At 71.0% G+C, this 12,063-nt stretch carries 11 protein-coding genes; 4 read left to right on the top strand and 7 right to left on the bottom strand.

Going from position 1 to position 12,063, the window contains the following annotated elements; translation table 11 throughout:
• Nucleotides 1-87: 87 nt before the first annotated feature.
• Nucleotides 88-723 (top strand): class I SAM-dependent methyltransferase, encoded by a 636-nt coding sequence (locus HCT63_RS10315; protein ID WP_167003802.1) that lies wholly within the window; start codon nucleotides 88-90, stop codon nucleotides 721-723.
• On the opposite strand, the gene HCT63_RS10320 is transcribed toward HCT63_RS10315, so the two are convergent.
• The 4 genes from HCT63_RS10320 to HCT63_RS10335 form a co-directional block, all read right to left on the bottom strand.
• Nucleotides 710-3,067 (bottom strand): Ig-like domain repeat protein, encoded by a 2,358-nt coding sequence (locus HCT63_RS10320; protein ID WP_167003804.1) that lies wholly within the window; start codon nucleotides 3,065-3,067, stop codon nucleotides 710-712. The two genes, HCT63_RS10315 and HCT63_RS10320, sit on opposite strands and share 14 nt — an antisense overlap.
• 73 nt (nucleotides 3,068-3,140) lie before the next feature.
• The gene (locus HCT63_RS10325; RefSeq protein ID WP_167003806.1) at nucleotides 3,141-4,097 is read right to left on the bottom strand and encodes a methionine synthase; all 957 of its coding nucleotides are present in this window, start codon (nucleotides 4,095-4,097) and stop codon (nucleotides 3,141-3,143) included.
• Between the two features lie 38 nt (nucleotides 4,098-4,135).
• Nucleotides 4,136-5,254 (bottom strand): tRNA 2-thiouridine(34) synthase MnmA, encoded by a 1,119-nt coding sequence (gene mnmA / locus HCT63_RS10330; RefSeq protein ID WP_167003808.1) that lies wholly within the window; start codon nucleotides 5,252-5,254, stop codon nucleotides 4,136-4,138.
• Nucleotides 5,254-6,462 (bottom strand): cysteine desulfurase family protein, encoded by a 1,209-nt coding sequence (locus HCT63_RS10335; RefSeq protein ID WP_208322365.1) that lies wholly within the window; start codon nucleotides 6,460-6,462, stop codon nucleotides 5,254-5,256. Before HCT63_RS10335 ends, mnmA begins: the two co-directional genes overlap by 1 nt.
• Before the next feature lie 64 nt (nucleotides 6,463-6,526).
• On the opposite strand from HCT63_RS10335, the gene HCT63_RS10340 reads away from it, so the two are divergent.
• Genes HCT63_RS10340 through HCT63_RS10350 form a run of 3 tightly spaced genes read left to right on the top strand, consistent with a single transcriptional unit; the run spans nucleotide 6,527 to nucleotide 8,665 of the window.
• On the top strand, nucleotides 6,527-6,949 hold the full coding sequence (locus HCT63_RS10340) for a hypothetical protein (RefSeq protein ID WP_167003810.1): 423 nt from the start codon (nucleotides 6,527-6,529) through the stop codon (nucleotides 6,947-6,949).
• A 1-nt stretch (nucleotide 6,950) separates the two neighbouring features.
• The gene (locus HCT63_RS10345; protein ID WP_167003813.1) at nucleotides 6,951-7,790 is read left to right on the top strand and encodes an aldo/keto reductase; all 840 of its coding nucleotides are present in this window, start codon (nucleotides 6,951-6,953) and stop codon (nucleotides 7,788-7,790) included.
• A 2-nt stretch (nucleotides 7,791-7,792) separates the two neighbouring features.
• A complete protein-coding gene (locus HCT63_RS10350; protein ID WP_167003815.1) occupies nucleotides 7,793-8,665 on the top strand; it encodes an LLM class F420-dependent oxidoreductase in 873 nt (290 codons plus the stop codon).
• Between the two features lie 20 nt (nucleotides 8,666-8,685).
• Here HCT63_RS10350 and HCT63_RS10355 read toward each other — a convergent pair whose 3' ends face one another.
• Genes HCT63_RS10355 through HCT63_RS10365 form a run of 3 tightly spaced genes read right to left on the bottom strand, consistent with a single transcriptional unit; the run spans nucleotide 8,686 to nucleotide 11,944 of the window.
• Nucleotides 8,686-9,636, bottom strand: coding sequence for an SDR family oxidoreductase (locus tag HCT63_RS10355; protein ID WP_167003817.1), 951 nt, complete (start codon nucleotides 9,634-9,636; stop codon nucleotides 8,686-8,688).
• Nucleotides 9,633-10,580 (bottom strand): bile acid:sodium symporter family protein, encoded by a 948-nt coding sequence (locus HCT63_RS10360; RefSeq protein ID WP_167003819.1) that lies wholly within the window; start codon nucleotides 10,578-10,580, stop codon nucleotides 9,633-9,635. The genes HCT63_RS10355 and HCT63_RS10360 overlap by 4 nt, the downstream gene beginning before the upstream one ends.
• On the bottom strand, nucleotides 10,577-11,944 hold the full coding sequence (locus tag HCT63_RS10365) for an NAD(P)/FAD-dependent oxidoreductase (RefSeq protein WP_208322366.1): 1,368 nt from the start codon (nucleotides 11,942-11,944) through the stop codon (nucleotides 10,577-10,579). The genes HCT63_RS10360 and HCT63_RS10365 overlap by 4 nt, the downstream gene beginning before the upstream one ends.
• Nucleotides 11,945-12,063 lie beyond the last annotated feature (119 nt).

A 12,063-nucleotide genomic window follows, 5' to 3' on the forward strand; every position in this document is an offset into this window, starting at 1 on the left:
TCGGGTTCATCCAAGCTGGGCACGGGCGACAATCTACCCCTGGACACCGACACGGGTCCGAGGAGAATGGGGCCGAAGGAGGCGCCCATGGGCTGGTATCGCGAGCACGTGGTCCCCCGCATCGTCGACGTCGCGTGCGGCACGAAGAACACCGACCCCTCCCGCGAGCGCGCGTGCACGGGACTGTCGGGCGACGTGGTCGAGATCGGGTTCGGGAGCGGCCTCAACACCCGCTTCTACCCACCCTCCGTACGCTCGGTCGCCGCCGTCGAGCCGGCTGACCTCGCGTGGCGGCTGGCGCAGCCACGCGTCCAGGCGTCCACGGTCCCGATCCGGCGGGTCGGGCTCGACGGCCAGGCGCTGCCGCTGGCGGACGACTCGTTCGACGCCGCGCTGAGCACGTGGACGATGTGCACGATCCCGGATCTCGACGCCGCCCTCGCCGAGCTGCGGCGCGTCCTACGTCCCGGTGGCACGCTCCACTTCGTCGAGCACGGCCTCGCCCCGGACGAGTCCGTACGCCGCTGGCAGCACCGCCTCGAGCCGGTCCAGAAGCGGGTCGCCGGCGGCTGTCACCTCACGCGCGAGATCGTCGACAGCATCACCGACGCCGGGTTCGAGGTCGCGGAGGTCGACAGCTTCTATGAGGAGGGCGCGCCGAAGTTCTTCACAGCGCTCTCGGTCGGCGTCGCCGTCAACCCTCCCGCCGTCACCGCACCTTGAGCGTGAGCGTCTTGGACCGGTACGGGAGGACGTAGCCGTTCGGGTCGATCTGCACCCGGAGCTTCTGGGTGCCCTTGCGCGAGGTCGGGATGCGGATCGTGACCTTGTTGTTGAGCTTCTTGGTCATCTTGGCCGAGCGCAGCACCTTGCCACCCCGATAGACCAAGACCCGTCCGGTGATGCGCGAGTAGCCCGGCGCCGTCGCTTTCACCCGGAGGACGACCTTCTTGCCGCGCTTGACCTTCTTGGCGCTGAGCTTGCGGGAGACCTTGAGCTTGGCCTTGTGGATCGTCGCCGCCTTCGAGATCGTCGGCGCCGCGTGAAGGTTGGCGGACCCTCCGTACGAGACCGTCACCGTACGGCGCTTGGTGCGGTTCGCGGGCAGACGCACGTCGGCGTAGCCGCCGGACAGCGCCTTCTGGCCCACGACCCTGCCGCCCTCGCGGACGACGACGGTCCCGGTGGGATGCTGGCCGTTGGCGGCCGCACGCACGCGCAGCACCGGCTGAGCCCGCCAGCGCGGCACGCCCACGTACGAGGCCGAGAGGGCGCTGCGTCCCTTCGCCACCGCAAGGGTCGCCGCGCTCGTCGCCGACGACGGCGCGATCGCGTAGTGGCCGTCGTACCGGGCGACGAGGCGGTGCGTCCCGGCGGCGAGGTCTCGGCGCAGCCTCACCGTGGCGGTGGAGAAGTCTCCCGTCGACGACATCGCCACGGTCGCCCGTCCCATGACCGTCGAGCCGGACAGGATCGTCACCGTTCCGCGCGGCTTGACGTTGGCCCCGTTCACCGTGACGCGCGCCGTCACCTGGTCGCCCGAGGTGACCGAGGTCTTGTCGTACGTCGCCGACGTGGTCGTCGCCGCGCGGACCACGGAGACGACGAACGTCCCGCTCTGCCCCCAGGCGACCGCGGCGTCGCCGCTGTAGAGCACGGCCAGGCGGCGCGCGCCGGCATACATCAGCTTCGGCAGCTTGATCGACGCCTTGCCGGCCGCGTCAAGGGTGGTCTCGCCGAGCACGTCGCCACGCTGGGTGTCGAAGATCTGGACCGAGCCCGTCGGGACCCGGCCGGCGGCAGTGACCCCGACGGCGACGTCCGTGCGGTTGCCGCCGACGGTGTAGGTCGTCGGGACCGCCGAGGCGGTGATCGTCGGCTTGAGCCCGGAGTTCTTCATGACGGCGTTGACCCTGGTGCGGATCGTGCCCATCTTGGCGTAGAGGTTGCGTCCTGGGCAGGCCGTCTGGCCGACGTCGCGGTGGCCGACGATCTTGGGCTTGACGACCTTCTTGCCCCTGTTGGTCGTGAACGTCCGGGTGCCGGTCGGGACGACGTGGTTGAGCGAGAACTTCCAGGCGATGACGCGCGAGACGGTCTCGACGACCGCCGACGAGGCAGCGGCCGACTCGAAGTTGCCGAGGACCGAGACGCCGAAGGTCGTGGTGTTGTTGTTGAGCGCGTGTGCACCCACCACGTTGCGGGTCAGACCGCCCCAGCGGCCCTCCCACGCCCGGCCCCACTTGTCGACGACGACGTTGTAGCCGATGTCACGCCACTTCAGCGCCTTCACGTGGTAGGCGTAGATCGCCCGGATGACCGAGGGCACCTCGGCCTGCGTATAGGAGTTGGAGCCGGCTGTGTGGTGGACGACCGCACCCTGCACCTTGCCGTAGTCGGGCGCGGACTTGTCGCGGATCCGCTCGTCGGCACCCCACGTCGCGCGCGAGCGGATGGTCGGCATCGGCGTCGCGGCCTCCGCAGCGGCGAGCGGCTTCGCCTCCTTGGTGGTCGTGCTGCCGAGGTCGAGGAGATCGACCTGGACGTCCGCAGGGGCGTCGCCGTCGGACGTGGCGACCTTCACCTGGACGGCGTCCGACGGGCCGACGATCAGCGGGGCGGTGCCGGCGCGGGCCTTCGCGGCCTCGCGGGTGCCCGGGTCAGGGCCGTCGTCGGAGACGTCGTCCAGCCTGTACCAGTCGGTCCAGCCCGACTCCTCGCGCGTCCGGACGTACGTGAGGACCTCTCCCTCGACCGAGCCCGTGTCCCAGGTGACACCGGCGACGCGGAACTCATCGGTCGGCAGCTTCGGGGTGTCGACGGCGGTCGCGACCTCACGGGTGGGATCAGGCGCGGGCGTCCCGTCCTGGGCAAGCGCACCCTCGACCGGTGGCTCGGTGCTCGGTCCCTGCGCGCCGTCGACCGCGTACGAGGCGAGCGTGTGGCGATGCGGATCCGGTGTCGTGCCGACCACCACCGTCTCGCTCCACGAGATCACCGGGATCGCGACGAGCCCTGCCACCGCCAGTGGCAGCACGGCGAACGCAGTCTTGATCCGAGACGTCATAGGGGGCCCCCAAGCCAGTGTGTTCCTCCAGGCAGGGTACGTGAGGCGCGCCGCTCCGCGACTCGGAACGGCGTCAGAGGTGTGCCGCGTCCGCGAGCACCTTCAAGATACGTCGTGCCTGGTCAGGAGGGCTTCCGGCCAGCCCGCAGGTGGGCGTGAGCACCGCCCTGGGGATCACGTCGGCGTCACCGAAACCCAGGGCGGCGAAGAACGCGTCGGCCGTACGGCGCAGCGCGCTCGGATCGAGATGCGTGTCGGGAATACCCGGCCAGAGGTCCACGCCCGTCTCGAAGACGGCGGCGAACGCGTCGTACGACCGAGGCGCCACGAGCCGGAGGTCGAACGAGACCGCCTCGAAGCCCGCCCCGCTCAGGAGGGTGACCGGGATGTCGGAGGCACAGCTGTGCACGACCGGACGGCCTCCTGCGCCGCGGATCTCGCAGACGACCTCGCGAAGTGCGGCGTCAGCCTCCGGCTCGTGGATGCGGCGGTGCCGACCGATCCCGCTGGCGGTGGGGATCTGCCCGTCGAGGACGGCCCGTACGCCCGGCTCGTCGACCTGGACGACGACCGAGGCGCCGGCGACCCGTCGCCCCACCTCGAGGACGTGGGCGCCGATGCCGGAGGCCAACGACTGGGCGAGCTCGCGGCGCGCACCGTGGTCGGCGAGGACGCGGTCGCCGCGCGGTCGTTCCATCGTGGCAGCGAGGGTCCACGGGCCAGGGACCTGGATCTTGAGGTCGCCCTCATACCCCTGCAGCTCCTCCTCGAGGACGTCGAGGTCCTGCGCGAGCAGCGACCGTGCCCGGCGCTGGTCGTGCCCCGGGTTGTCGGTAAGCCGCCACCCTGCGGGCTGGAGGTCGGCGCCGATCCCATCGAGCAGGGCCGCGCCGCGCCCGATCATGCCCGCACCGTCGCCGCGTGCAGGGAGCTCGGGCAGGAAGGGGAGGTCGGGGCACGTCTCGGCGACGAACCGCACGACACCCCGGAAGTCCTCCCCCGGCATCGATCCGACACCGGTGGCTCTCATGCGTGCTCCTTGTTGTTGTCGCGCGAATGCCCCACCGGTCACCGCTCGGTTGCGGAAGCGGTGGCGTCGGCGCGGGTCGTCGCGGCGATGGTCGCGGACCCGACGACGCGCGTGCCGTCGTACAGGACAGCCGCCTGGCCGGGTGCGATCCCGTACGCGGGGTCGTGAAGGGTGAGGTGGACGCGATCGCCGTCGTCGCGGCGTTCGACGCGTACGGTCGCGCGGTGCTCGTCGCCGTGCGCGCGCAGCTGGACCGTGCAGTCGACCTCGCCCTCGGGCGGCGTGCCGCACCACAGCGGCCGGATCCCCTCGATCACCCCGACCGCGAGGTGCTCGCGCGGACCGACGGTCACGGTGCCGGAGACCGGCTCGATGTCGAGGACGAAGCGCGGCCTGCCGTCGGCGGCGGGGCGCCCGAGCCGCAGCCCGCGGCGCTGCCCGATCGTGTAGGCGAAGGCGCCGTCGTGCGCGCGCAGGACCTCGCCGGCCTCGTCGACGATCACGCCCGGCTTCGTGCCGAGCTTGTCGTGGAGCCACCCGGGGGTGTCACCGTCGGCGACGAAGCAGATGTCGTGGCTGTCGGGCTTGTGGGCCACCTGGAGCCCGCGACGCTCGGCCTCACGGCGTACCTCGTCCTTGGTGTCGGTGCCCAGCGGGAAGAGCGAGTGCGCGAGCTGGTCGGCAGTGAGCACGCCGAGCACGTACGACTGGTCCTTGGCGTGGTCGGCAGCGCGGTGCATCGCGACCACGCCGTCGGCCCCGGTCTCGAGCCGCGCATAGTGCCCGGTGACGACGGCGTCGAACCCGAGCGCGAGCGCCCGGTCGAGGACGGCGGCGAACTTGATCTTCTCGTTGCAGCGCAGGCACGGGTTGGGCGTACGGCCGGCGGTGTACTCGGCAACGAAGTCCTCGACGACCTCGTCGTGGAACTCGTCGCTCATGTCCCACACGTAGAACGGGATGCCGATGGCGTCGGCGGCGCGGCGGGCGTCGTTGCTGTCCTCGATCGAGCAGCAGCCGCGGGCGCCGGTCCGGTAGGACTTCGGGTTGCGCGAGAGGGCGAGGTGGACGCCGGTCACGTCGTGGCCCGCGTCCTTGGCGCGCGCGGCGGCGACGGCGGAGTCGACCCCGCCGGACATCGCGGCGATGACGCGCATCAGGCCCTCGCCCCGACCCGGGCGGCGGCACGCGCCCGCTCGTACACACCGGGAAGGGCGGTGAGCAGGCGGTCGACGTCCGCCTCGGTGCTGGTGTGGCCGAGGCTGAAGCGCAGCGAGCCACGGGCCGCGAGCTCGTCCATGCCCATGGCGAGAAGGACGTGGCTGGCCTGAGGGATACCCGCAGAGCAGGCCGACCCCGTCGAGCACTCGATGCCCTGGGCGTCGAGCAGCATGAGCAAGGAGTCGCCCTCGGCTCCCGGGAACGTCACGTGGGCGACGTGCGGGAGCCGGTGCTCAGGCCCCGCCTCGGGGTCCCCGTTGACGACCGCCTCCGGGATCGCCGTACGGAGCCCGTCGACCAGGTGCATACGCAGGGTCTCGAGGCGCGCCGCCTCTTCGTCGCGACGGCCGACGGCGAGGTCGAGGGCGGCCGCAAACGCGGCGATCGCGGCGGTGTTGAGCGTGCCGGAGCGCAGGTCGCGCTCCTGCCCGCCGCCGTGCAGCAGAGGGACGGCGTCGAGCTCACGGCGGACGATGAGCGCGCCGACCCCGGTCGGCCCGCCGAGCTTGTGAGACGAGACCGTCATCGCGTCGAGGCCGCTGGCGGCGAAGTCGACCGGCAGGTGCCCGATCGCCTGGACGGCGTCGCTGTGGACGGGGATGCCGTAGTCGGAAGCGAGGGCGACGATGTCGGCGATCGGCTGAACCGTCCCGACCTCGTTGTTGGCCCACATGCAGCTGACGAGCGCGACGTCGGCGGGATCGCGCTCGAGCTGCGCGCGGAAGGCGTCGACGTCGAGGCGGCACCGCCCGTCGACCACCGCGAGGTCGGCGACGGCGCCCTCGTCCTTGGCGAGCCAGGTCAGCGGGTCGAGCAGCGCGTGGTGCTCGACGGCCGAGGCGATGACACGGCGACGGGCGGGATCGGCACTGCGTCGCGACCAGTACAGGCCCTTGACGGCGAGGTTGTCGGCCTCCGTGCCGCCGGACATGAAGACGACCTCGCTCGGACGGGCCCCGATCCGGTGCGCGATCAGCTCGCGGGCCTCCTCGACCGTACGCCGGGCGGCGCGTCCGGAGCCGTGCAACGACGAGGGGTTGCCGCCCTGGAGCATCGTCGCGTTCATTGCCGCGATCGCCTCGGGAACCATCGGCGTGGTGGCCGCGTGGTCGAGGTACGTGATCGGAGTCGGCACGGAAGTCATGACGAATCCAGACTAGTCGCCCACCTGTCGTGTGCGTACGGCCGCCGGGTGCGAGGGTGGGCAGATGAAGCACCTCCCCACCGGGCGGATGCGCCGGCACGAGGACCACGCGGACATCGTCTACACCCGGATCCTCCCGGCAGCGCCCACCGACGCATGGGACCAGGCGATGTTCCCTCCCCCGTTCGGCGACGAGGAGGCGACCGTCCTGACGACCGACCGTCCCGAACATGCGACGGTCCGCATCGGCGACGGCGGGCCGGTGATGGACGTCTATCTGCGCGAGCGCGACGACGGTGCGACCGACATGCAGCTGGTGCTCCACGACGTCGATGCTGCGATGCTCGGTGAGCGCGGGCCTCGCGGGGACTACCTGCTCGACCGGCTGGTCGCCCGCATGGCCGACGAGGTCGAGCCCGCTTGGGACTCCTACTACCCTGCGGGTCGGGCGTACTACGAGACGCTCGCCGCCAGCGACGAGGAGTGAGATGAGCACGACGTTCGACATCGACGGTGTGGGCACGGTCAACCGGCTCGGCTTCGGAGCCATGCGCATCACCGGCCCCGGAATCTGGGGAGAGCCCGCCGACCGTGAGGTCGCCCGGACGGTCGTACGGCGCGCCGTCGAGCTCGGCGTCGACTTCATCGACACCGCCGACTCGTACGGGCCGTTTGTGAGCGAGGAGATCATCGCCGAGGCGCTGGCGCCGTACGCCCCGGGCGTGGTCGTGGCGACCAAGGCCGGCCTCGTACGGACTGGTCCGGACGAGTGGTGGCCCGTGGGCCGCCGCGAGTACCTCCAGCAGCAGGTCGAGATGAGCCTGCGCCGCCTGCGCACCGACGTCATCGACCTGTTCCAGCTGCACCGGATCGACACGAAGACGCCGCGCGCGGAGCAGTTCGAGACCCTCGCCCAGCTGCGCGAGGACGGCAAGGTGCGGGCCGTCGGGCTGTCGCAGGTCACCGTGGCCGACATCGAGGAGGCGCGGTCGTACGTCCCGGTGGTGACGGTCCAGAACCGCTACAACCTGGTCGACCGCTCGTCGGCGGACGTGCTCGACTACTGCACCGAGCACGGCATCGGCTTCATCCCGTGGGCACCGGTCGACGCCGGCGACCTCGCCTCGCCGGACGGGCCGGTCGATCAGGCGGCGAAGGCGTACGACGCCACGCCCGCACAGGTGGCGCTGGCGTGGCTGCTGCAGACCTCGCCGGTGATGCTGCCGATCCCGGGGACGGGGTCGGTCGCGCACCTGGAGGAGAACCTGGCGGCCGCTGAGCTCGTCCTCGACGCGGCGACCGTGGCCGAGCTCGACGCGGCGGCCTAGGCATGGACGTCTCGCTGCACCTCCCGCGCTTCGACGTCCCGGGAGGTGCAGCGGCGATCGCGCCGACGTACGCCGAGGTGGGCGCGATCGCGGACGGCGGCGGTCTGCGCGCGCTGTCGGTGATGGACCACTACTTCCAGATGGAGCACTACGCCGGCGGTGCGCCCGACCCGATGCTCGAGGCGTACACGACCCTCGCGTTCCTCGCGGCGCGGACGGAGCGCGTGGGGCTGCAGGTGCTCGTCACCGGTGTCCCGTACCGCCACCCCGGGCTTCTCGCGAAGATCGTCGCGTCGCTCGACGTCCTCAGCGGAGGTCGGGCAGGCCTCGGCATCGGCGCGGGCTGGTACGAGCGCGAGCAGCGTGGGCTGGGCGTGCCCGTGTGGCCGGCGGGCGAGCGACTGGCGCGGCTCGAGGAGACGCTGCAGATCGTGGTGCAGATGTTCGGCGACGACGACGGGCCGTACGAGGGTCGCTACTACCAGCTCGCCGAGACGCTCTGCTCCCCGAAGCCGCTCGGGCCCGTGCCCGTGATGGTCGGCGGAGGCGGCGAGCGCAAGACGCTGCGGCTGGCGGCGCAGTACGGGGACGCGTGCAACCTGTTTGCGCAGCCGGGGTACGGGACCGACGGCGTGGCGCACAAGCTCGCCGTCCTGCGCGAGCACTGCGCCGCGGTCGGGCGACCGTACGAGGAGATCCGCAAGACGATCCTGTGGAACGGGCCGGTGCCGTTCGACGGCGCGTTCACCGACACCCTCGCCTCGTACGCAGAGGTCGGCTTCGACGAGGTGTTCGTGATGCCGCCGGAGCCGGATCTGGTCGCGTTCGCGCGCGGAGTCGTCGAGCACGTCGTGGAGCCCGCGGCCGGGTTGTAGGCGTTGGCCCGGGGCCCGCGTCAGAGCCCTTGCGCGATCCTCCACGCGTCGAACGCCTGCGCTGAGGTGTGCTCGGGGGTGTACCCGAACACCGTCTTGAGCCGCGTGTTGTCGAGGACGGGCCGGTACTGGAGGAACGTCGTCTGCTCCGGGCCGTACTGCGTGAGCCGCAACGGCTTCGCGACGGCGAGCGCCCCGCGCAGCGCGACCTCCGGGATCGCGAGCGTGCCGCGCCCGAGCCGTGACGCGATCTCGTCGATCGTCAGCGCTCCGTCACCCGCGACGTTGAACGTGCCCGTCACGTCGGCGGTCACGGCGCGGACGACGATCGCGGTGAGGTCGGTGTCCCACACGAACACGAACGGCGAGTCGGACCCGGCGATCTTGAGCAGCCGCTTCTTGCGGAACAGGTCGGTGATCTGGTTGTCGACCCGCTCCCCCAGGATCGTGCCGATCCGCAGGACGGTCTGCTCGAGCGCGGGGTGGTCTCGCCTGGCCTCGGCGAGCAGCTCCTCGACGAGCCGCTTGTGACGGCTGTACGCGAAGGCGTCGTTGCCTCGTACGGGCTGGTCCTCGGTGATCCAGGCGGGGTTGTCGGCGTGGTAGCCGTAGGCGGCGCCGCTGGAGGACACGACGACGCGCCGTACCCCGTGTGCCACCGCGGCGTCCAGGACGTGGCGGCTGCCCTCGACGTCGACGCGGTACGCGACGTCGTCCGTCATGCCCGGCGGCGGGTTCACGATGGAGGCGAGGTGGACGATCGTGTCGATCTCGTGCTCGGCAACGGCGTCGGAGACGGCCGCGGCGTCGGTGACGTCGAGGTGCGCGTACGTGACGCCGTCGACGCGCTCGTGTGGGTCGCGGACGTCGCCGCTCACGACCAGCGCGACTCCGGGGTCGGCCGCGAGGCCGGGGACGACGGACGAGCCGAGGAAGCCGGAGCCGCCGGTCACCAGGACACGTCGGCTCATGCCGGGACCCCCTTCTTGTCGGCGCGCACAGGCCTTCGCGCCCAGAGGGTCGCGACGACGAGTCCCGCGATGATGTCCCAGATCCCCCACCAGGCAGCGACCAGCGCCATGCCGCCGAGCCCGTCAAAGAACTCGAAGACGAGCAGCAGCCCGAGCCCGGCGTTGCGGATGCCGACCTCGAACGTCATCGCGCGGGTGCTCCGGTCGGACAGACGGGCCCCGCGTGCGATGCCGTACCCGAGCGCCATCGCGAGCGCGTCGTGCAGGAACACCGCGAGGACGACGACCCCGATGTAGTCGACGAAGACGTCCCAGTTGCTGGAGATCCCGACCAGGATGATCGCGCCGAGCGCCAGGAACGCGACCTTGCTGACGATGCCATGGGCACGGGCGGCGACCTTCGGCCAGAGCCGGGCGATCGTGATGCCGAGGACGAACGGCAGGCCGATCACGAGGAGGACCTCGCTGAGCATGTCCCACGGGCTCACCTCGATGTCGGCGAGGAAGTCCTGGCCCGTCGGATGGAGCCCGCCCCAGAACGCGAAGTTCAGTGGCATGAGAAAGATCGCCAGCACGTTGCCGACCGACGTCATCGCGACGGACAGGGCGACGTCGCCGCGGGCGCGGTGGGTGAGGATGTTCGAGACGTTGCCCGGCGGGCAGCACGCCACGAGGATCATGCCGAGCGCGACCGAGCCGCGGACGTTGAGCATCAGCGTGAGGACGAACGTGATCGCGGGCAGCAGGAGGAACTGCCCGGCGATCGCGACCCCCATCGCCACCGGCTTGCGGGCGGCCGCGCGGAAGTCCTCAAGCCGGGTGTCGAGCGCGATGCCGAAGAGGATCGTGCCGATGACGATCTTGAGCAGCGTGAGGGACGACTCGTTGAACGAGATGCTGATCGCGTCGACGTCGGCTGCCGAGAGGAGGGCGAGGTCGGTCATGAGAGCTCCTCGATCGCGGCGCGGACCGCCGTACGGTAGGCGTCTTTGTTGACGTAGTACGACATGCGCTCCAGCCCGAGGTAGCGGTAGCCGCCCGACAGGTCCGGGAGCGGGCCCCGGGACTTGGCCTCGAAAGCCGCGGCCTGGGCGGGACGGTGCTGCTTGGCGTCGAGGTACGACGCGACGAGCTCGGCCTGCTCGTACCGGCCCTGCCAGCCGAGGCCGGACGCCTCGACCATGCCCATGACGAACAGGCCTTCGGCGGCCGGCGTGAAGATGTTGAGGTAGAGCTGCGGCGACCAACCGTTCCAGCGCAGGAGTGCGGGATCGACGAAGGGGTAGTGCAGCCGGTAGCCGGTGGCGAGGACGATCACGTCGTAGTCGCGGGTGGTCCCGTCCGCGAACGTCACGGTGGCCTCGTCCACGTGGTCGACGTCGGGCTTGATGCTGAGGTCGCCGTGGCCAAGGTGGTGGAGGATCAGCGAGTTCACGATCGGGTGGGACTCGTAGATCTTGTAGTCGGGCTTCGGGAAGCCGAGCTTGACCGGGTCGCCGGTGAAGAGCTTGAGCACGCGGGTGTCGATCGCCTGCTTGATCCGCGGCGGGAGCGGCTTGCCCTGGTTGAGCGTGTCGGCGGGCTTGCCGAACAGATACTTCGGGACGAAGTAGTAGCCGCGCCGCACGCTCATGTCGACCGACTCGGCGTGGTGGACTGCGTCGACGGCGATGTCGCATCCGGAGTTGCCCGCGCCGATGATGAGCACGCGCTTGCCGGCGAAGACGGTGGCCTTCTTGTAGGCGCTGGTGTGGACGATCTCGCCGTCGAAGTGGCCCTTGAGCTGCGGCACGTTCGGCTCCGACAGCGTGCCGTTGGCGAGGACGACACCAGCGACGCGGTCCTCGCCTGTTCCCTCGCCGGTCGAGCCTGTCGAGACCCGCCCTCCCCCGCCGGTCGAGCCTGTCGAGACCCACGACACCACCCACCCCCCGTCCGGATGCGGCTCGACCCGCGTCACCTCCGTACCGAAGCGGTAGCGCTCGCGCAGGCCGAACCGGTCGGCGTACTCGTGGAAGTAGCGCTTGAGCTCGCGGTGGCTCGGGTAGTCGGCGACGTCGTCACGCATCGGGTGCTCGGCGAACTGCGTGGTCGTCTTGGACGAGATGAGGTGCGCCGATTCGTACACCGTGCTGCGCGGTCCGTCGATGTCCCACAGTCCGCCGACGTCGTCCCCCATCTCGTACCCGAGGACGTCGAAGCCGCGCTTCGTCAGGGCGCGGGTGGCCGCGAGACCCGACGGCCCGGCGCCGATGACGGCGTACGGAAGGGCCGGCACGGCATCGCCGTCCGATGTGATCTTGGACACGCGCCTCAGTGTGCCAGACGGTTTGCGGGCCCCCGGCCGCATCCCAGGAGATCCTCCGGTCACGCCGCCTTCCGCTCACGGTGACCGGAATATCGCAGTCGCGCGTGCGACCACCGCGC

It is taken from the genome of Mumia sp. ZJ430 (assembly GCF_011751845.1).
Classification (GTDB): domain Bacteria; phylum Actinomycetota; class Actinomycetes; order Propionibacteriales; family Nocardioidaceae; genus Mumia.

Excerpts from the sequence above, each read along its gene's own strand:
- mnmA (WP_167003808.1), bottom strand. The coding sequence starts at position 5,254 with ATGCGCGTCATCGCCGCGATGTCCGGCGGGGTCGACTCCGCCGTCGCC.
- HCT63_RS10350 (WP_167003815.1), top strand. The coding sequence starts at position 7,793 with ATGGACGTCTCGCTGCACCTCCCGCGCTTCGACGTCCCGGGAGGTGCA.
- HCT63_RS10315 (WP_167003802.1), top strand. The coding sequence starts at position 88 with ATGGGCTGGTATCGCGAGCACGTGGTCCCCCGCATCGTCGACGTCGCG.
- HCT63_RS10325 (WP_167003806.1), bottom strand. The coding sequence starts at position 4,097 with ATGAGAGCCACCGGTGTCGGATCGATGCCGGGGGAGGACTTCCGGGGT.
- HCT63_RS10355 (WP_167003817.1), bottom strand. The coding sequence starts at position 9,636 with ATGAGCCGACGTGTCCTGGTGACCGGCGGCTCCGGCTTCCTCGGCTCG.
- HCT63_RS10340 (WP_167003810.1), top strand. The coding sequence starts at position 6,527 with ATGAAGCACCTCCCCACCGGGCGGATGCGCCGGCACGAGGACCACGCG.
- HCT63_RS10360 (WP_167003819.1), bottom strand. The coding sequence starts at position 10,580 with ATGACCGACCTCGCCCTCCTCTCGGCAGCCGACGTCGACGCGATCAGC.
- HCT63_RS10345 (WP_167003813.1), top strand. The coding sequence starts at position 6,951 with ATGAGCACGACGTTCGACATCGACGGTGTGGGCACGGTCAACCGGCTC.
- HCT63_RS10335 (WP_208322365.1), bottom strand. The coding sequence starts at position 6,462 with ATGACTTCCGTGCCGACTCCGATCACGTACCTCGACCACGCGGCCACC.
- HCT63_RS10320 (WP_167003804.1), bottom strand. The coding sequence starts at position 3,067 with ATGACGTCTCGGATCAAGACTGCGTTCGCCGTGCTGCCACTGGCGGTG.